The organism is Streptomyces sp. RPT161 (genome assembly GCF_027533845.1).
Lineage (GTDB): Bacteria > Actinomycetota > Actinomycetes > Streptomycetales > Streptomycetaceae > Streptantibioticus_A > Streptantibioticus_A silvisoli_A.
The window spans coordinates 204021-223478 of record NZ_JAPZVN010000006.1 but is presented as its reverse complement, the minus strand read 5'-3'; the positions used below and the strand labels follow the sequence as shown (position 1 = coordinate 223478).

Genomic DNA, 19458 nt, shown 5'->3' with positions numbered 1-19458 from the left:
AGCGCATCCCGCGCACAATCCCCGCCGCCCTGAACGTCCCCTGATGGCGATATTTGAATTCGGCCACCCCTGATCTGCGGTGCGGCCAAACATGATCTGTGGATCTCCCCACCCTTCGTGTGCTCATGGGACGGTGCCCCGATCGTGTGAGTCCGAGGTGAGCGTCATGCCCAGCCTGGACCCGCTGCCCGTCCACCTCGCCCTGACCCGCCGGGGCTTGTGCCCGGCCCAGGGGTCGAGTCCTCCACGGCACCGAGGGTTCAATCAGTCCGGACTTCCAGGCGCGGGTCGAGGGGTGTGAGTACTCCGAGCCGGTCCTCGAGAGATTGGGCAGCAGCCAGGCACAGGTCTTCCCGGAATGCGCGCCCAACAATCTGGACTCCGGATGGCAGCCCGTCGGTCACACCGGTCGGCACTGCCACGCCGGGCACGCCGACGAAGCTGGTCACGGTGCACAGGCGCATGCCCGACCCGACCCGGTCGCGTCCCGCCCTGTCACGCGACTCCAGCCCCGGCTCGACCGGCGGCTCGGTGAACGATGGCCCGATCAGCAGCGGGTATTCGTCGAGGAATTCGGCCCATGAGCGGCGAATGTTCATCCAGGTACCCATCAACTTCATGAACTCGTCCGCGCTCTCGGGCGGGGTCTGCTCCATCGTCATCTCGATGTAGCGGTCCCCGCCGTTGCCGAGCAGCTTGCGGACCACGGGCCAGGTCGGGGCGAACTCGGTCACGGTGATCCTGCCGTACGACTCAAGGGCCTCGTCCATCCGGGGCACGTCTGGTACTTCGCGCACGTCGTATCCGGCGTCGCGGAGCGCGTCAGCCGCGGTCTCGATGGCTGAGCGAACCGTGGAATGGACGCCGTGCCCGCCCGGGTCCGCGACGACCGCGACCTTCAGCGGTCCGGGGAGCGGTTCGCCGTAGGCGGGCACCGGCACGGCGCGAGGGTCCCGCGGATCGGCCCCCGCCAGTACCTCGTAGGCCGACCGCAGGTCGCCCACTGTCCGGGCCAGCGGGCCGTCGGTGACGAGGGTCTGGGACGCCGGGCCGGGGTCGTCCGGGCCGAGGATGCGGTGGTCGGCGGGGAAGCGGCCGGTGGACGGCTTCAGCGCCGCTACACCGCAGAACATGGCGGGCACGCGCACCGAGCCGCCGGAGTCGTTGCCGAGCCCGAGTGCCGCCATGCCCGTGGCGACAGCCACCGCGTCACCCCCGCTGGTGCCGCCCGGAGTCCGGCTGCTGTCCCACGGGTTGACCGTGTCGCCGAACAACTCGCTGCGCGTGTGCATTCCGGCCAGGATCAACGTGGGCATGTTGCTGTGCCCGATCGGTATGGCCCCGGCCGCACGCAGCCGGGCTACCGGGGGCGCATCGGTCTTCGCCACCAGATCACGGAAACGCGGCGTACCGAACGTGGTCGGCACGCCTTCGACGGCGGTGGTCTCCTTCACCGTAAACGGCACGCCGGCGAGGGGCCCCAGTTCCTCTCCCGCCGCGCGTCGCCGGTCAGTCTGGGCCGCGGCGTCGCGTGCGCGCTCCGCCAGGAGTTGGGTTACCGCGTTCACCTGCGGGTTGATCTCGGCGATGCGCTGAAGGTGGCTGTCGATCAGTTCAACGGCCGAGATGTCTCCGCTGCGCACCGCCGCCGCTTGCGCGGTCGCCGGCAGTGTCCACAGGGCGTCCTGCATGACTCGTGCCCTCTCCATCCCATGTTCCGATGCGCTTGCGTCGGAACGGTAGCCCGAGAACCGATACGCTTGCATCGAATAAAGGAGGCGGCCATGCCCAGGCAGGTGGACCACGACAACCGACGCCGCGTCATTGCCGATGCCGTGTGCCGCCTGGCCGACGAACGAGGGCTGGACGGCGTGACCCTGCGCGATGTCGCCGACCGCGCGCAGATCTCGATGGGCGCCGTTCAACGGTGCTTCCGCACGAAGGAAGAAATGCTCGTCTTCGCCCTCGGGCACGTCGGCGAGCGGATCAGCGAGCGCGTCAAGGCCCGCCTCATCAGCAGCCCCGCCCAGTCAGCCCGCACCATCCTGGGCCACGCTGCCACCGAGATCTCACTACTTCGCGAAGAACACCACGCCGAAGCCAGGGTCTGGCTCGCCTTCGTCGCCCAAGCCGCGATCAGCGAACCACTCGCCACCACCCTGAAGACCAACTACGCGGCCCTACTGCGCGCCTTCGCCGACCTCATCTCGGAAGCCACCGATGACGTGGACCTCCTCGACCCTCAACGCGAGGCCCGCGCTCTCCTGGCCCTCGCGGACGGCCTTACCGCGCACGTCCTCGTTGGCCACCTCGCCCCGCACGAGGCACAGGACGTCCTCCACGCACACCTCGGCAGCCTCTGGGAGCGCCTTGCTCGGCCTCCTCACACCACCTTCGACAGCCCGGACCATCAAGGCATGCCCTGACTCACCGTCCACTAGGCCAGCCAACTTCCAGTTGACGGGCCTGACGCGCGCGCTCCGCTCCACTGTGTCCCCACTTCCATGAAGACCGGACCACCTGAGGAAGAAGAGCAACACGGGCCTATTCCAGGAATCGCCATCAGGAGCCGGGTGCATGAGGAATCATGAAGCATGCGCCCGGATGACTGGCACCTCACCGAAGACCTCGACGACTTTCTCACCCGTGCCGGAGACTTCCTGCGATCGCGCCCCGCCCTGCACACCACGCCGCTGACAGTGATCGAGAGACTGCGAACCCGTGGGGCGAACGCGTATGGTGCCGAAGCCACCGTATTCGGCCGACTGGAGCGACGGGGCAAGGTCCGTGCCATCTTTTACCGCCTTCCGTCCGGCCGCCTGAGCCTCACCCCGCTCGCCCCCGAGCATGCCGACACCCTCGCCGCCCACCTGGCCGGAGTCGGCCACTCCCTCTCCGGCATCGTCGGGGACCACGACACCGCTGCCGCTTTCGCCGAGGCCTGGCAGCGGCACACAGGCGCAACGCCGATGCGCAGCTGGCGGGGCCGTCTCTATCGTCTCGGCACGCTCACCCCACCGGAGCCGCGCGCAGAGGGCCGGGGTCGAGTCGCGGGCGAGCAGGACCGTGAGCAACTCATCTTCTGGTGCGGTGAATTCGTCGCCGCCGTCGGAGAGGCACCATCCGTAGACGCCGACTCCAGGGACAACGCACGCTTCGCGGACAAACACTTCACGTTCTGGGAGACCTCCGACGGCACTCCGGTCTCCATGGCAGGCTCGACTTCGATGATTGCCGGCATGGTCCGGGTGGATCCCGTCTACACCCCGGCTCACCTCCGGGGCCGTGGCTATGCGGGCGCCGTGACGGTCGAGGTGAGCCGGGCCGCGCTGGCCGCAGGCGCGACGGAGGTCGTCCTGTTCACGGACCCGGCCAACCCCACCAGCAACGCCCTCTACCAGCGCATCGGATACCTCCCGCTCACCGACTTCGCCGCGTACGGCTTCTCCTGCAATGCACCAGAAGACGGTTGAGAACACGACTGACACAAGCCAGCAGGAGGCTCCTGTGCGATCTGCTTGGGGTCCATGACTCGTCGTCCTCTACTGTCGCACGGCCGCTCGTGGCCGCTACGCCCCTGGCACGGAGACGCCGCCACGTTCTCGACACCCGCGGCCAAATCGCCGTCTACTCGCCCACGCTAATCGTGCCGCGCTCGCCAGCTTCCACAACTTCTACCGCGTCACCTTCGACCAGTCACCGGAACTGCTCGACACCTTCACGCACCAGCTCACGATCGAGAACTTCGTGGCACCAACGTTATGAGGCACCACCCTTAGTCCGGAAAAGGGCCAGCGGCCTCACCGAAATCCTTGCCCGAGCACTTCGCGAACGCGGCCACGACGTCGAAGTCGAGCACCTCCACGGCCCCCCGGCTGCTGAAGTCGTCGAACGCACTCTCGTGAGCAGACATCAAGCGCGTCCAGGCTTGGCGACACAGTCAGATCCGTTGCTCCCACCAGCCAGGGGTATCGGGTTCGCCGCCATAGGTCGCGTCCAGGACGTGGACGTCGACCTCTTTGACCACTGCCGCGAAGTCACGGCGGGCCCGGCGGGAGAGGGACTGGAGCACCCGCTCCAGTCCCCACCGGCCCTCGGGCGGGTCGTAGTCGCAGCAGGGACACCCGTAATAGCCGTAGTAGTACGGTCCGGAGCCAAGGCCATGCCAGCGCCGACGGCACATCTCGGCGGCTTGCTGCTTCCACCAGGCGAGATCACGAGCAACCTCCCCCGGCCTGCCCCGGGTTCGTTCCAGACGCTGTATTTCCCCCAGCGTCGCGGCGGACACCCCATCAATCACCGAGAAACTCTGAAGACTGCGCGGGTGAAAACGGAGAGCGGCCCGCACCGCTGCCGGCTGCTTACGCGGCATCGCTCCAAGAGGGCTTCAGCATGCGCGCAGACTCTCACGGGCGGCCCTCGCCTCGCCACGCGATTGCCGGCCGTCTTACTAGGGCGTATCGAGTCGTGATCAATCTGCGGATTCGCCTTCGTGGCGACGCGTGGTCCGGTGGATCGTCTGGCACGGCATGTGTAAATGGCATAAGGGGTACAGGAGTTCATCGATCCGCCCTCGCGAATGGCCCGACTCATACCGACGATCAGGCATGCAGCTCGCCATTCTTCCGCCGGGACGTGTCCAGTGCCGGCCATGGGCTGTGGCAGGGCATTGGGGGCAGGGTCGCGTGCGGCCCGATTCTCCGGAGCCCGACTGACACAGGCTCGCCAGTGCGACAGGATGTCCGTTTGTCGTACTGGCGAGTGAAAGGCAGTCCGCATGCCGCACCCTGCACCGCGACCGATTCCCGAGTCGACCGACCTGCTCACCGCGGAACTGGTGGTGGACATGGCCGCCCCCGTGGCGCCGGCCATCTCGCCGGACGGTCGCCTGGTCGCCTACGGCGTGGTCGCGAACAGCGGAAGGGACGGACGTCCGCACAGCTCTATTTGGGTCGCCGCCGCCGATGGCAGCGCGGCCCCGCGCAGGATGACCGACGGCACGGCCCGCGACGCCGCCCCGAAGTGGGCGCCGGACTCGGCTTCCCTGTTTTTCACCTCCGACCGCGAGGAGCGGGGCACCGCTCAACTCCAGCGGATCCTTCTGGACGGCAGTGAGGACAACGCCAAGGCAGAGTCCCTGACCAGGTGGCGCGGGGGCATCTGCGACTACTACCCGCTCGCCAACGGCCGCACCGTCGTGCTGCTCGCCGAGGTCGAGCCCACTGCGGAGGACGAACGCCGGCAGGCCGAGGGTGACGACGCGAAGGTCTGGGGCCGGCACCTCCCGGTCACCCGGCTGCGCCTGCTTGACTTGGCGACCGGCGTGGTCCGCACCGTGGACGGCCTCGGGGACCGCCACGTCGTAGTGGTGACCCAGCGTCCGGACGGCGGCCCGCTGGCCGTGCTGAGCTGGGCCACCCCCGAGCTCGACCCCGGCGTCACGACGGCAAGACTGCATCTGGTCGCCCCGGAGACGGGAGCCGTCCAGGATCTGGGCCCAGTCGGAATCGAGGCCCAGTCCCCGGTCTGGTGGAATCACGAGGGTGAATGGCATCTGGCCCACCTGGCGGTGACCCCTGGGCACTTGGTAGGCGCGCTCGCCGTGATCGACACGGTCTCGCCGGCGACCGGCCCAACCGTCGAACAGCGCAATCTCACGGTCGGCATGTCCGCCTGCCCCACCGAGCTGGTGCAAGTCGCCGACGGGCCGCCGCTGGCGCTGTTCGCCGACGGGCTGGATACCGCGCTGCACCGGCTTGATCCGCAGTCGCTACGGTTCCACCGATTGTCCTGCGCGCCCGGCACGCTCGCCGGGCTCACTGCGAGTCACTCCGGAGAGACCCTCGCTGTGCTGATGAGCACCGCGCGCGAGCCCAAGAACGTCCACGCGGGACCCACGGGCGGGCCACTGCTCCGGCTCAGCGACACCAGTCCCGAACTGCGCAGGATCGGCTGGGGTGTCCAGGAACGGCTCAGCTACCAGGCGTCCGACGGACTCCGGCTGGACGGCCTGCTGATCCTGCCTGCCGGCCGGACTCGGGGCGAGGGTCCGTTCCCGCTCGTCACCATGGTGCACGGCGGCCCCTACTTCCGCCATGCCGACGAGTTCACGCTCAATGCGGTCGACTGCGGCCAGTGGCTGGCGACCGCCGGATACGCGGTCTTCCTGCCCAATCCCCGGGGCGGGTCGGGCCACGGCCATGAGTTCGCCGCTGTGGTGGCGGGCGCGGTGGGCGGCGACGAGTGGACCGACATCCTCGCCGGGATCGACCTGCTGGTCACCGAGGGAGTCGCCGATCCCGAACGCTTGGGCATCTCCGGCTGGAGCCACGGCGGTTTCATGGCGGCCTGGGCCATCGGCCGGACCGAGCGGTTCAAGGCCGCCATGCTGGGCGCCGGCATCAGCGACTGGGGCATGCAGGCCGGGACCGGCGAGTGGGGAATCATGGACGCGGCGCTCGGCGGCAGCACCGGCTGGAACGGGCCGGGACCGCACATCCACGACCGGAACAGCCCGATCTCCTACGTGTCCCGGATCCGCACCCCCGTCCTGATCCTGCACGGCGAGGAGGACACCAACGTCCCACTCGGCCAAGCGGTCCACTTCCACCGCGCACTGCGCCACTTCGGCGTCGAGCACGAGTTCGTCGTCTACCCCCGAGAGGGCCACGGGCTTAACGAGCGCGCCCATCAACTCGACGCCCTCCGGCGTATCCGCGCCTGGTACGACCGCTGGCTGTAGGCCCGTACCAGGGTGAGCATCGAGTCGTGATCAATGAGTGGCGAAACCAAGTTCTTTGATCCAGACCATCGATGCGCGTAAGTGGAAGCCGGCGAGGTAGCTGCCCGGGGCCTTGCCGTAGCGGGGTGGCGATGCCTCGCCAGGCTCTCAGCTTGTTGATCAGACGCTCGACGGTGTTCCTCTCCTTGTAGAGGTCGGCGTCGTGTCCGATGGGTCGGCCGCCCCGGCTGCCCTTCTTCTTTCGGTTGGCGGCCTGGTCCCGCTTCTCCGGGATGACGGCCTTGATGTGCCGTTTGCGCAGGTGGGAACGGTTGCCGCGCGAGGAGTAGGCCTAATGGGAAGCGAAGGTCGGCGGAAGCTGGCCTTCAGGGACGCGAGTCGAGCCTTTGAGTATGCCCGGGCCTGGGAGCCCTGTTGACAAGACGAGGTCGGCTCGCGCCCAGCAGTGTGGGCACGAAGTGTTCAAGACCGGGTGCAGGTCCGTCTGCACAGGCATCGAAGCGGTCAGGTTGGTGCGGGCAGATCCGTCTGCGTCAGCGTGGCGGTTTGCAGTCCGTTGTTCGAGCCGGTTGTGTACCGCAGCGATCTCATCGACGGATGCCTCGCCGCAACCGGACTCATGCCGACAACACACCTACAAGGTCAGTGGTGCCGCTTGTATCGCAACGTGAAGACGGTCTCCGTGGCCGGTGCGCCGTTCCGCACACGCATCACGCGGTCCAGATCGGCGCCGTCGGCCAGTGGACCGGCCGCACCGGCATCCTCGGCCGCTACAAGACCTACGTGGACCGCAGGAGTGCCGAAGGACTGGGCCGTCGCCCGGTGGCCACGCGCGATTCACAGTACGCTGGCACCGGCAATAATTGCTCGACGACAACAGATAGCCGACCGAGCGTCAGCGGGTGGGGAACTACATGCGTGAGTCTAGGGTCAAGGAGGCGCCGCCCGCCGCGCGCCGGCAGGCGGAGGGCGCCGCAGTGGTGGAGCAGGCGATCGGTGAGCCGGAGTTGCGGCAGTTGCTCGCCGGGCTGACGGCGGTACGGGACGGGGACTTCGGCACCCGCCTACCGGAGGACGCCGAGGGGCTGTTCGGGGAGATCGCGACGGTCTTCAACGGGATGGCGGACCAACTCTCGCTGTTCACCTCCGAGGTGACCCGGGTGGCCCGCGAGGTGGGCAGTGAAGGCCGTCTCGGCGGCCAGGCGCAGGTACCCGGGGTAGGTGGCGTGTGGCGCGACCTGACCGACTCGGTGAACTTCATGGCGGGCAACCTCACCGCACAGGTACGCAACATCGCGCAGGTCACCACCGCGGTGGCGAAGGGCGACCTCTCGCAGAAAATCACCGTGGACGCGCGTGGGGAGATCCTGGCGCTGAAGAACACCGTCAACACGATGGTCGATCAGCTGTCCTCCTTCGCCGACGAGGTGACCCGGGTGGCCCGGGAGGTCGGCACCGAGGGCCGTCTCGGCGGCCAGGCCGACGTCAAGGGAGTGTCGGGCACCTGGCGGGATCTGACCGACTCGGTGAACTTCATGGCGGGCAACCTCACCGCGCAGGTACGGTCCATCGCCCAGGTGGCCACGGCAGTTGCGAAGGGCGACCTGTCGCAGAAGATCACGGTGGACGCTCGCGGCGAGATCCTGGCGCTGAAGGAAACCATCAACACGATGGTCGATCAGCTGTCCTCCTTCGCCGACGAGGTCACTCGTGTTGCCCGGGAGGTCGGCACCGAGGGCCGTCTCGGCGGCCAGGCCGACGTCAAGGGCATTTCTGGGACGTGGAAGAGCCTCACGGAGTCGGTCAACGTGATGGCAGACAATCTCACCGCGCAGGTACGGTCCATCGCCCAGGTCACCACCGCGGTGGCGAAGGGCGACCTGTCGCAGAAGATCGCGGTGGACGCGCGCGGGGAGATCCAGGAGTTGAAGGAGACCATCAACACGATGGTCGATCAGCTGTCCTCCTTCGCCGACGAGGTGACCCGGGTGGCCCGCCAGGTCGGCACCGAAGGCAACCTCGGCGGTCAGGCGACGGTGCGCGGTGTCTCCGGGACGTGGAAGGACCTCACTGACAACGTCAACGTGATGGCCTCCAACCTCACCAGCCAGGTGCGCTCCATCGCGCAGGTGGCGGCGGCGGTGGCCCGAGGAGACCTGTCACAGAAGATCACGGTGGAGGCGAAGGGCGAAGTCGCCGCGCTCGCCGACGTGATCAACCGAATGGTCGACACCCTCTCCGCGTTCGCCGACGAGGTGACCCGCGTGGCCCGCGAAGTGGGCACCGAGGGCATCCTCGGCGGCCAGGCCCGGGTGGCCAACGTGGCCGGGACGTGGAAGGACCTCACCGACAACGTCAACTCGATGGCGAACAACCTCACCGGTCAGGTCCGCAACATCGCCCAGGTCACCACCGCGGTCGCCAACGGCGACCTCACCCGCAAGATCGACGTGGACGCGCGTGGCGAGATCCTTGAGCTGAAGACGACTATCAACACGATGGTCGACCAGCTCTCGTCGTTCGCCGCCGAGGTCACCCGCGTCGCCCGCGAGGTGGGCAGCGAGGGAAGGCTCGGCGGCCAGGCGGAGGTCGAGGGCGTATCGGGCACCTGGAAGCGGCTGACCGAGAACGTCAACGAACTCGCCGGGAACCTCACCCGGCAGGTACGCGCCATCGCCGAGGTCACCAGCGCCGTGGCCGAGGGAGACCTGACCCGCTCCATCACGGTGGAGGCGTCCGGCGAGGTCGCCGACCTGAAGGACAACATCAACGCGATGGTCGGCTCGCTGCGCGAGACCACCCGGGCCAACCAGGAACAGGACTGGCTGAAGTCCAACCTCGCCAGGATCTCCGGGATGATGCAGGGCCACCGCGACCTCGCTCTGGTGGCGCAGCTGATCATGGCGGAACTGGCCCCGCTCGTCGGTGCCCAGTACGGCGGCTTCTACCTTGCCGACGAGACCGCCGAACGCCATCAGTTGCGGATGATCGGGTCGTACGGGCGCCCGGAGCCGCGCAAGGAGGACGCACCGCGGTTCGCCTTCGGTCAGGCGCTCGTCGGTCAGGCGGCGGCTGACCGCCAGACCATCGCGGTGGACAACCTGCCCCCCGGGTCGGTCACCGTGCCCGCCGGATTCGGGCAGATCGAACCGTTGCACCTGGTCGTACTGCCGATCGTGGTCGAGGAGCAGGTGCTGGGCGTCATCGAACTCGCATCGGTGCACCACTACACGGCGGTGCAGCGGGACTTCCTGGAACAGCTCCGGGAAACCATCGGCGTCAACGTCAACACCATCATCGCCAACTCCCGCACCGACGAGTTGCTGGAGGAGTCGCAGCGGCTGACCGCCGAACTCCAGACCCGTTCTGAGGAACTCCAGGCTCGTCAGGAGGAACTGCAGCGATCCAACGCGGAGTTGGAGGAGAAGGCAGCGCTGCTGGCGAGCCAGAACCGCGACATCGAGACCAAGAACCTCGAAATCGAGCATGCCCGCCAGGAACTGGAGACCCGGGCACAGGAACTCGCGCTGGCCTCCAAGTACAAGTCGGAGTTCCTGGCCAACATGAGCCACGAACTGCGCACCCCGCTCAACAGCCTGCTCATCCTGGCGCAGTTGCTGGCGCAGAATCCGACCCGCAACCTCACCACGAAGCAGGTCGAGTACGCGGAGATCATCCACTCGGCCGGCTCCGACCTGCTTCAGCTCATCAACGACATCTTGGACCTGTCGAAGATCGAGGCGGGCAAGATGGACATCTCACCGGAGTGGGTGCCGCTACGCCGACTACTCGACTACGTGGAGGCCACCTTCCAGCCCATGACGAGCCAGAAGGGCCTCGGATTCGACATCGTCACCGCCCCCGGTGTGCCGGTTGAGCTGCTCACCGACGACTCCCGGCTGCGGCAGGTGCTGCGGAACCTGCTGTCGAACGCGGTGAAGTTCACCGAGACCGGCCGTGTCGAGTTGCGCATCGAGACCGCCGCGGGCGCCGAGTTGCCCGCGGCGGTGCGCCGCCACGGCTCGGCTATCGCGCTGCGGGTCAGCGACACCGGCATTGGCATCGCCGAAGACCAACTCGAAGCCATCTTCGGCGCGTTCCAGCAGGCGGATGGCACCACCAGCCGCAAGTACGGCGGTACCGGCCTCGGCCTGTCGATCAGCCGCGAGATCGCCTACCTGCTGGGTGGCTCGATCGCCGTGCAGAGCACCCCCGGTGAGGGGAGCACGTTCAGCCTCTACCTGCCGGTGGCCCGCCCCGACTACCAGGAACTCGCGGCGAGCGCCCCCGGCGCGGGCTGCGGCAAGGACGCGGCCGATGAGCCGAACACCGGCGGCCAGCAGACCACGGCATCGGGTGGCCAGCCCTCGACACGACGACGGCGGCGGCTGCTGGTGATCGAGCAACAGTCGCGCGGGTTGCTGACCATGGTCGCCGAGAGCGTACGCGCCGATCTGGTGGGCGGCCCGAACGCGACGGTCACGGCCGACACCATCGATATCGTCCCCACGGTCGGGCACCAGGAGGCGGCCACGGCGCTGGCGGCGCAGGCGTGCCACTGTGTGGTGCTGGACCTGGGCATGCCGGACGAGGAACTGCTGCGGCTCATCGAGGCGATGGAGGCCGACCCGGCGCTGCACACAGTGCCGGTACTGGCGCACAACAGCAGGCACATCGACGGTGCACGCGAGCGGGAGCTCCAACGGCGGATGGGTGCCCGTCCCTTGGAACTGCTGGCCAGCCTCGACGAACTACGCGAGCGGATCACACTGCATCTGTCGTCTGACCTCCCCGGCGGCGCCTTGCCCCTGGTACGCACCGATCGAGAGGTGCGCCCACAAGCCGAACCCGAAGGCATCGACCCGCTGCTGGCCGGACGGACAGCGCTGGTCGTGGACGACGACGCACGCAATCTCTACGCACTCACCGGCATCCTGGAACTGCACGGCATGACGGTGCTGCACGCGGAGAACGGCCGCGCCGGGATCGAGGCGCTGACCGCGCACCCGGAAATCGACATCGTACTGATGGACGTGATGATGCCGGAGATGGACGGATACGCGGCCACCGCCGCCATCCGCGCCATGCCGCAGTACGCGGACCTGCCGATCATCGCGGTCACCGCCAAGGCGATGCCCGGCGACCAGGAGAAGAGCATGGCGTCCGGAGCGAGCGACTACGTCACCAAGCCCGTCAACGCCGAGGACCTGGTCGCCCGCATCCATCGCAGGCTGGCGCCATGACCGCCTGCCACGGCCGTCCGCCTGCCGGGACCGACGCGGCACCCCCACTGGGTTCCTGCCAGGGTCCGTACCGCCACCGAGGAGCAGCGAAGTGACCAACCACCGGCAGAACGTTGGCTCAACGCCCGACGCCGCCGCCTCCGGCGAGCCGTCGACCGACACCTCCCTCGCGGGCGACGGACTGGGCCGGTACGGGCTGGAGCCGGTGGACGGCGAGGACGACCCGACGTCCGGCTCCTCTGCAAACGTCTCCGCATCCCCGGCCGATGTGGGGCGACTCGCCGCCACCGTTGCTCGACTGCGTGAACAGGTGCGCCAGGCGCAGGCGGACGCGGACGGCCGGGCCCTGCTGGAGATGGCCAAGGGCGTCCTGATGGAGCGGCTGCGGCTTAGCCCTGTGGAGGCAGCCCGACAACTGGTCGAACTGGCGCAGGCCGCCGGGATCTCCCAACTCCAGCTCGCCGCTGACATCGTCAACCAGGCAGCCCGGGACCAATTCACCGACGCGGCCCGCGACTTCCTCGACCGGGTCGCCAGCGAGGACCGCCCGGCCGCCGACGCGGAGGCCGGAGAATCCCTCGCGGTGCAGTTGCGCACGGCCGAAAGCGGCGTACTCGCCGCCAGCGACGCGCAGGCCGTGGCCTGCTCGCTCCTGGAGCACGCCCTGACCCCACTGGGCGCCACAGCCGTGGCGATCTGGACGAACGACCAGGGCGGGGCACTGCGCCTCGCCGGGTATGCCGGCTTCCCAGAGCAGGAGGCTCTGCGGTGGCACTACGTGCCACCGGGGGTGTCCACGCCCGCCCGCAGGGCACTCGCCGCCCGAGAGGCGGTGTGGTTCGAGGAACTGGCCGCGACTGGCCTGCCCTCCGTGGCACACCAACTCATGCCGCGAGGAGGCCGGGTCGCGGTGCCCGCCGAGGCACAGGGACGCATCCAAGGCGTGCTGGAGATCTGCTGGCCGGGTGCGCCCATCCCCCAACAGCCCGCCGTGCGACGGCAGATCGAGGCGCTCGCCGAGCTGGCGGCCCACACCCTGGAGACCCTGCCCGCCGCAGCGGAGACGGACCATGTCACCGCAGCGGCCGGGTGCGGGACGCAGTTGGCCGAGCTCGCCGACAGTCTGCTTGACGCGGCGCTCGTACTGCGCGCCGAACTCGACACGGACGGGCGGCTCTTGGACTTCCGGATCCTCCACGCCAACCCGCGATTCACCGACCCGGCCGGGCGGCCCCGCAGCGCGGTGACAGGCGCCCTCCTGCTGGAGGCGTATCCCCTCGCGGCCGAAGAGCACGGACTGTTCGACAAGGTGGCCCATGTCCACGCCACCGGTGAGCCGTTCAGCACCGCAGGCATGGCCTTCACCGCGGTCGTCGGCCAGGTTCAGGTACCGACCACGATCGATGTCAGCATCATTCGCCACGGTCAGGAGGTGCTGCTCATCTGGCGCTTCGCCGATGAGGCGGCCCGTCTGGCCCACCTGCTCCAGCACGCGCAGCGGCTGGTGCGGATCGGCGGCTTCGAGGAGGACCACACCACCGGCCGAATCATGTGGAGCGATCAGCTCTACGCGCTCTACGGCCTACCGCTGACCGCACCGGCCCTTCCACTGGAGCAACTCGCGGACCTGGCACACCCTGACGACACCGCCGCCATCAGCCGGTTCCTGCGCACCGTACTCCACCACCGAAGGCCTGGGGCGGTCGCGCTTCGACTCCAGCGGCTCGACGGCATCGTCCGGCACATCCGCGTTGTCGCCGAGCCCGTCCTCGACATCGACCACCGCCTGGTCGGTGTGCGCGGGGCCTATCAGGACATATCGGCCCAACACTGGACCGAGGTGGCACTGGCCGCCACCCGCGACCAACTCGCCTACAGTGAACAACAGACCGCCGAGCGCAACCGGCTGGCCAAACAGCTCCAACAGGCCATCATGCCGCCAGCGCACGGTCCGATCGACGCCCCGGACCTGGAAATCGCCGTTCGCTACCGCCCGGCGGAGGACGACAGCCTGGTAGGCGGGGACTGGTACGACGCGACTATGCTGCCGACCAAGCAACTGCTGCTGTCAATCGGAGATGTCGCCGGGCATGGCATCGAGGCAGCGACGGGCATGGTCGCCCTGCGCAACGCGCTCCGCGGCCTGGCCACCACCGGTGCCGGCCCCGCGCAACTGCTGACCTGGCTCAACCTCGTCGCCCACCACCTCACCGAGCAGGTCACCGCCACAGCGATCTGCGCCCTGTTCGATCCGGAAACCCGGATGTTGAAGTGGGCGCGGGCGGGCCATATGCCGCCTGTGCTGATCCGCGGGGAAGGGGCCACGACCGTCCCCCTGGTGCAGGGGCTGCTGCTCGGCGCGATCAGCGAGACGACCTACGAGGAGGGCGAGATCCAGCTCCAACACGACGACGTGCTGCTGCTGTACACCGACGGCCTGATCGAACGCAGGGACCGCTCCCTCCAGGAGAGCCTGGACCAACTCCTGGCGACCGCCGCCAGCCGAGCGGGAGGCACCCTCGACCAGCGGCTCGACCACCTCCTCACCCACAGCAGCTCCGACACCGACGACGACACGTGCGTCATCGGCGTTCGACTAAGCTCGCTCAGTGGCCAGCCGCCTGCCTGACCCCGCGCTCGCGCAGCCGGTTCCCAGCTCCTGCGCGAAGACCCGCCCTTGCCGAAAATCTCGCCCGCACCGGTGGGAGCCGGTGTGCGGGAGGGCGGGGGATGCCGGAGGCGGGGTCGTGCAGCGCGACGGCAAGACCCACGTCCAAGCCCTCCTCCGCCTCGCCCGCCACCGCATCAGCGTCCTGTACGCCATGCTCCGCGACGCGCGGTCTACGAACCCCGCCTGCCCTAGGCAACCACCGCAAGACAGCAACGGGCTTGACGAAGGACATAGAGGCACCCCCCGAGACCCTGCCCCGGCCCCTGCAACGGCCCATGACGCCGAGCGAAACCGAACGCGAGAACCTCGGCACCGGCCACGACCTCCAGCCCACGTGGGGCGCCCCCCATACGGCTGGAGGCCACCAACGGCACACGAGGCACGCCCACGGGCACGATCGATTGGCCGCCGCCCCACCCCTCTCGATTCCGCTTTCGTGGCTCCGCAAATGGAGCCTCCGGCCTTCGGGTCCGCCACAAGACGTGTTCCATACCTGCCCGACGGGCGGCCTTTTGGAGAATCGAAGGTGCGGCGTCGAGGAGGAGCACGTGGACACGCTGCTCGTCGAGCTGAGGGAACGGAGACTGAGGATCAGTGGTGATTCAATCCCCACGTCTGCAGGGCAAAGGGCCGTCCCTTCTCCTCCCCCTTGATCAGCGGCACATCGAGCAGGCTGAAGCCCGCCTTGGTGGCCACGGCGACGCTGGCGGCGTTTTCGGCCTCCAACTCCAGGATCACTTGCTCCACGCCCAGCTGCTCGAAGGCATACGCAGCCATCACCCGCACCGCCCGCGCAGCCAACCCCCGACCGCGGTGCGTCGGGCCGACCGCGTAACCGAGCTCTGTGCCCTCGGGGGCACGTCGCAGCATCACCTCGCCGAGCGGTGTGCGGCCGTCGATTGTGATGGCGAGCAGGATGGCCGTGCCCTCCGCCCGCAGTTGCCGGTCCCGGTCGAGTCGTGCGCGGGCGGCTGCTTCGTCGAAGGGAGAGACGATCGGCGTCCAGTACGCGATGTCGGGGTGGTCGAACAGCTCCGGCATCGCGGCCAGGTCCGCTTCCGTCCAGTCACGCAGGACGAGGCCTTCCCCCGTGAGCTCGATCCGATCGGGAAAGGGCGACGTGGCACTGCTCATGGTGAGGGACCTCCCTGGCCTGTTCCGGACGAGGCAGGATATCCGGAGACACTCATCGGCTCTCCAGGGTTTCCGGGGCCTCTCACAGCCAGCCTCGGTGACCTACTCCGACCGGGTGCGGGGAGCCCGTTCCTCCACACCCGCTGGCCCTCGTGCTGGCCAACAGGCGCGCGAGTGAGATCGTCGCCGGGAACTCGACGCGCTCTGGGCCGCCGCGAACCAACTCGACCGGCGAGCAACTCCACGCGCTGCTGCGCCAGTTCGGCAAGAGGCGGCCGAGCATCTACAGGGAGCAGCGCCAGCGCTCCAGATGGCCCTCCAACAGATGAGGTCGCGGTCCTGCTGGTCGCTCAGTGCCAGTCGGGTGTGCGCTGACGCCGAGGAGGTGCACTCCGGGTGGAGATCTCCTTGACGCCGCCTGGATCTACGCCCTCGTCAAGGGGTCCGACGCTCAGAGCATCCTGGCCATCTGCGCCCTCGTGACAGTGGCCCTGATACGGGGACAAGTGGGCCGGCGCAAAGAGCTGGTCCGAATGATCCTGGACCGCAACGAGCACGGTAAGCGCCCGGAGAACCAGCCATCCACCGTCATGATGGTGCAATACTTCGCCGCTGGCGCGAGCGCAGCCTGCGTCGGGACGTGGCTCCTCGCCTACAGGAGCGTTTTATCCCGGAGTGGTGTTTGGTTCAAAGTTCAGGTGCGTGTCACGCCAGTTCGGGGGGATTCTCGGGCGAGGCGTCGGCTTATGAGGTCGATCATCGCGAGGTAGATCATGGCTTCCGAGCGGTGGGGGTGGGTTTCGTAGTCACGGGCGAGCCTGCGGTGGTGCATGAACCAGCCAAACGTTTTCTCCACGACCCGGCGCGTAGGATCACCTTGAGCCAGGCCGTCAGACTGGGTTCCATCACCTTCCAGCGGGCATCGGAGAGATCGCTGGAATACGGGCGCTGTCGCGTCATGCTTCGGTAGTACCGCCACACGGCGTGTCCCCAGGGCGCAAACAGGAATGGGTCGGGGCGCCTTGGGACCGGACAAGAGTGCACGGACGGAAACGACCTGCACATGCCGTCATCTGCGTCGCCTGACGCAGAAGGCATTTCCAACCTCACCGCCTCCAAGTCCTCCTGCCACCCAAAGGCCCGCTAATGCAGGCCAGTTGGAGCAAAGCACACTTTCGCTGATCGTTTCAGAACGAGATAGCTCAGCTGAAGGAGCCGTGGTCAGTCATCGAGACGGCGAAGCACTTGCGTGAGCTTGCCGTTCTCAGCCAGACCGATCAGGACCCTGGTCATGTTGCTAATGCCGGCGTCGCGGACGATGAGTCCGTCCGAGCACCAGAAGTAGCGGCCTCCCAGGGCTTCGCCAATTTCGGCCCATCTCGCCATGATGACCTCGACCTGGTTGAGCGTGATGATCGTCGCGCTCAACCGAGAGCCGTCCTTTAGGTTCACGAAGACATCGACGTTGTCGACGGACTCCAGATCCTCGCCAGCGTTCGGCAGGAAAGCGGCTTCAAAGTGCTCCGTGGGGACGCGGTACCAGGGGCCGTCCCAGTTGCCCGGCAGTGTGCTGTGACTCATCGGGCAAGTGTGCCGGGCTGAACGGATCACCTCAACTGCGTTCCCCTGGCATCCCTCAAACCGCTTGGCGACCACGGCATTGTCGTGTCCCAGAGCGAACAACACGGCCGCCCGCATACGGATGTACTCGCGAAACGCCCGCCGCTACGCGGTCAGCCCGCCTCCTTGCGGATACCTCATACTCGGGCGGCAGTCCATACAGCGTCGCGTTCCCCGTCAAGTACTTCTGTTCTGCTCCGCAGACTATCCCTGCTGGGGTGTTACTCCATGGCGACTGCCTGCCAAACAAGAGGAGAGCGTGCGCTACACCCGACTCGGAACCACCGGACTTGAGGTTTCGGCGCTCTGCCTGGGGTGTATGACAGGGGCGATGCGTTCTCAAGCTGTGAGTCCGAGCATGCCGGTTGCGTGCTGGGGGCGTGACCGGTAGTGATCGACTGCGGCGGCGATGTTGGTCCAGCCTGCTTGGCGCATGAGTCCGACAGCCAGGTTCCGCAGGGTGGCCATGGCACGGGGTGCGGTGCCGGTGCGCACTCGCGAGGCGTCCTCGCTATAGGTGATGTCTCTGACGAGGTGCAGGGCCTCAACGGCCCGTGGTTTTGCACGAGTTGGGCGAGTTGCGCCGGGCGGGCCTGCTCGGGCGACAGGCTGGTGGCCGCGTAGACGGTCTTCGTCTGGACCTTGCGGGTCCTGCGGTGGGTGCGGCGGCGCTTGATCTCCATGGCCTGGACGGCGTGCGGGAAGAGCAGGCCGGGCTGGACCGTGCAGACCTTCAGGCGGCGGACCTCGTGGCGGCCGTGCCCGGCTCCGGTGGTGCGGGCCTGCAGCGGGATCTCCCGCCAGGGCAGGCGCCGCAACTGCTTGCGCAGCTTCTTCTGGTTTCCCTTGACGACCAGGAGGTAGTGGCCGCCGGCGGTGATGACGTGCTCGGCGTGGGTGCGCTGGGTGTGCATCGCATCGGCGGTGACGACGACGCCGCGCAGGTCGAGCCGGTCCAGCAGCGGGGCGAAGGCGGGGATCTCGTTGCTCTTCGCGGCGACTTGACGCTGGGCGATCACGGTCTGGCAGCCGTGCAGCGCGGCGGCGAGCAGGTGGACGGCCATGCCGTCGGTGCGGGATCCACGCACAGTCTTGCCGTCGACGGCCAGGCCGATCAGTGTCTCGCCGGGTTCGTCCACCGGGTCGGCGGCGTACCGGGCAAGCCAAGCGCCCACGGCGTCGTCCAAGGCGTCGCCGTCCAGACGAGCGAGGAGTCGTCCCAGTGTGGAGGCGTTCGGTGTGCTGGAGGCGAGCCCGAGCTCGCGCTGTGCCTGGTGGCCGTGCTCGGCGGAGCCAGGACCCTGGCCACCATCGCCCGAGAACCTTGATCATCAGGTGTCGCGTCTCTCATTGTGAACCGCGCCGGGCCGCGCCGTGCAAGACCTCCGCGATCTCGCCACGGCCTGTGGTAGCACGCCCGGGCCCGCGGCGCACTGATATGCCAGCTATCCGACCGGTCTCAACGCCCGCGCGAGCGCGTCGACGGTCACGCCGACGATCGCCCGGAGTTGCTCCGGACTCGCCCCGGCCCTACCCATCACCGCGAGAGACTGGTTCACGGCCGCTACGTGTACGGCGAAGTCCTCGGCGTTCTCGTCGGACATTCCGCCGGCCTTCAGCGCGGCGCGCAGGCGCGGGCGCTGGAGGCCGAACAACTCTTTGACATGCTCTGCGACGCTCGGGCTCAGCGCCGGACTCGCCATGACCGACTGGGCCATCAGGCATCCGTCGGGCACGGCGGGATCGGCGATGCGCCCCAGGGTGACGTCGAAGAACGCACGGACGGCGGCGACGGGGTCCTCGGCCGCGCACGAGAGGGCGGCGTCGAACTTGTCGCCGTAGCGCGTGGCGTAGCGATCCAGACAGCGAAGGAAGAGCGCGTCCTTGTCGCCGAGCGAGGAGTAGATCGAGCTGCGGTTCAGGCCGGTCGCCCGGGACAGGTCGTCGAGCGAGGTGTCGGCGTAGCCGGAGCGCCAGAACTGGATCATCGCGGCGTCGAGCACCGTGTCCATGTCGAACTGCTTCTTGCCTGCCATGCGGCCCATCCT

11 protein-coding genes and 4 pseudogenes are annotated in these 19458 nt (G+C 68.1%); 5 read left to right on the top strand and 10 right to left on the bottom strand.

Annotation, left to right across the window (positions count from 1 at the left end):
• Positions 1-260 precede the first annotated feature (260 nt).
• Complete coding sequence (locus O5O46_RS15710) at positions 261-1691, bottom strand: amidase (protein ID WP_269856129.1); 1431 nt, start codon at positions 1689-1691, stop codon at positions 261-263.
• A gap of 93 nt (positions 1692-1784) precedes the next feature.
• Between O5O46_RS15710 and O5O46_RS15705 the strand changes: the two genes are divergently transcribed.
• Both O5O46_RS15705 and O5O46_RS15700 read left to right on the top strand, forming a co-directional pair.
• Positions 1785-2426, top strand: coding sequence for a TetR/AcrR family transcriptional regulator (locus tag O5O46_RS15705; RefSeq protein ID WP_269856037.1), 642 nt, complete (start codon positions 1785-1787; stop codon positions 2424-2426).
• A 168-nt stretch (positions 2427-2594) separates the two neighbouring features.
• The gene (locus tag O5O46_RS15700) at positions 2595-3473 is read left to right on the top strand and encodes a GNAT family N-acetyltransferase (protein ID WP_269856036.1); all 879 of its coding nucleotides are present in this window, start codon (positions 2595-2597) and stop codon (positions 3471-3473) included.
• Positions 3474-3775: 302 nt separating this feature from the next.
• Here O5O46_RS15700 and O5O46_RS15695 read toward each other — a convergent pair whose 3' ends face one another.
• Both O5O46_RS15695 and O5O46_RS15690 read right to left on the bottom strand, forming a co-directional pair.
• Entirely contained in the window at positions 3776-3913 is a 138-nt protein-coding gene (locus O5O46_RS15695) for a hypothetical protein (RefSeq protein WP_269856035.1), read from the bottom strand.
• 27 nt (positions 3914-3940) lie between these two features.
• Positions 3941-4300, bottom strand: coding sequence for a hypothetical protein (locus O5O46_RS15690; protein WP_269856034.1), 360 nt, complete (start codon positions 4298-4300; stop codon positions 3941-3943).
• 477 nt (positions 4301-4777) lie between these two features.
• On the opposite strand from O5O46_RS15690, the gene O5O46_RS15685 reads away from it, so the two are divergent.
• Complete coding sequence (locus tag O5O46_RS15685; protein WP_269856033.1) at positions 4778-6742, top strand: S9 family peptidase; 1965 nt, start codon at positions 4778-4780, stop codon at positions 6740-6742.
• 30 nt (positions 6743-6772) lie between these two features.
• Here O5O46_RS15685 and O5O46_RS15680 read toward each other — a convergent pair.
• Positions 6773-7073, bottom strand: a pseudogene (locus O5O46_RS15680) (IS5/IS1182 family transposase); the annotation flags it as partial.
• A gap of 583 nt (positions 7074-7656) precedes the next feature.
• Between O5O46_RS15680 and O5O46_RS15675 the strand changes: the two are divergent.
• Positions 7657-11985, top strand: coding sequence for a HAMP domain-containing protein (locus O5O46_RS15675; protein WP_269856032.1), 4329 nt, complete (start codon positions 7657-7659; stop codon positions 11983-11985).
• A 91-nt stretch (positions 11986-12076) separates the two neighbouring features.
• Positions 12077-14614, top strand: a complete 2538-nt coding sequence (locus O5O46_RS15670; protein ID WP_269856031.1) for a SpoIIE family protein phosphatase — start codon at positions 12077-12079, stop codon at positions 14612-14614.
• Positions 14615-15247: 633 nt separating this feature from the next.
• Here O5O46_RS15670 and O5O46_RS15665 read toward each other — a convergent pair.
• From O5O46_RS15665 to O5O46_RS15645, 6 genes and pseudogenes are all read right to left on the bottom strand, one after another.
• Positions 15248-15790, bottom strand: a complete 543-nt coding sequence (locus O5O46_RS15665) for a GNAT family N-acetyltransferase (RefSeq protein ID WP_269856030.1) — start codon at positions 15788-15790, stop codon at positions 15248-15250.
• A gap of 694 nt (positions 15791-16484) precedes the next feature.
• Positions 16485-16655 (bottom strand): annotated as a pseudogene (locus O5O46_RS15660) (IS5 family transposase); the annotation flags it as partial.
• A gap of 356 nt (positions 16656-17011) precedes the next feature.
• Positions 17012-17371, bottom strand: coding sequence for a hypothetical protein (locus O5O46_RS15655; protein WP_269856029.1), 360 nt, complete (start codon positions 17369-17371; stop codon positions 17012-17014).
• 63 nt (positions 17372-17434) lie between these two features.
• Positions 17435-17551: pseudogene (locus O5O46_RS35510) on the bottom strand (IS630 family transposase); the annotation flags it as partial.
• Positions 17552-17631: 80 nt separating this feature from the next.
• Positions 17632-18657, bottom strand: a pseudogene (locus O5O46_RS15650) (ISAs1 family transposase); the annotation flags it as partial.
• A gap of 198 nt (positions 18658-18855) precedes the next feature.
• Positions 18856-19446: a TetR/AcrR family transcriptional regulator gene (locus O5O46_RS15645; RefSeq protein WP_269856028.1), complete on the bottom strand. Its 591-nt coding sequence runs from the start codon at positions 19444-19446 to the stop codon at positions 18856-18858.
• Positions 19447-19458: the final 12 nt, after the last annotated feature.

Excerpts from the sequence above, each read along its gene's own strand:
- O5O46_RS15705 (WP_269856037.1), top strand. The coding sequence starts at position 1,785 with ATGCCCAGGCAGGTGGACCACGACAACCGACGCCGCGTCATTGCCGAT.
- O5O46_RS15675 (WP_269856032.1), top strand. The coding sequence starts at position 7,657 with ATGCGTGAGTCTAGGGTCAAGGAGGCGCCGCCCGCCGCGCGCCGGCAG.
- O5O46_RS15685 (WP_269856033.1), top strand. The coding sequence starts at position 4,778 with ATGCCGCACCCTGCACCGCGACCGATTCCCGAGTCGACCGACCTGCTC.
- O5O46_RS15665 (WP_269856030.1), bottom strand. The coding sequence starts at position 15,790 with ATGAGCAGTGCCACGTCGCCCTTTCCCGATCGGATCGAGCTCACGGGG.
- O5O46_RS15695 (WP_269856035.1), bottom strand. The coding sequence starts at position 3,913 with ATGTCTGCTCACGAGAGTGCGTTCGACGACTTCAGCAGCCGGGGGGCC.
- O5O46_RS15645 (WP_269856028.1), bottom strand. The coding sequence starts at position 19,446 with ATGGCAGGCAAGAAGCAGTTCGACATGGACACGGTGCTCGACGCCGCG.
- O5O46_RS15655 (WP_269856029.1), bottom strand. The coding sequence starts at position 17,371 with ATGAGTCACAGCACACTGCCGGGCAACTGGGACGGCCCCTGGTACCGC.
- O5O46_RS15700 (WP_269856036.1), top strand. The coding sequence starts at position 2,595 with ATGCGCCCGGATGACTGGCACCTCACCGAAGACCTCGACGACTTTCTC.
- O5O46_RS15710 (WP_269856129.1), bottom strand. The coding sequence starts at position 1,691 with ATGCAGGACGCCCTGTGGACACTGCCGGCGACCGCGCAAGCGGCGGCG.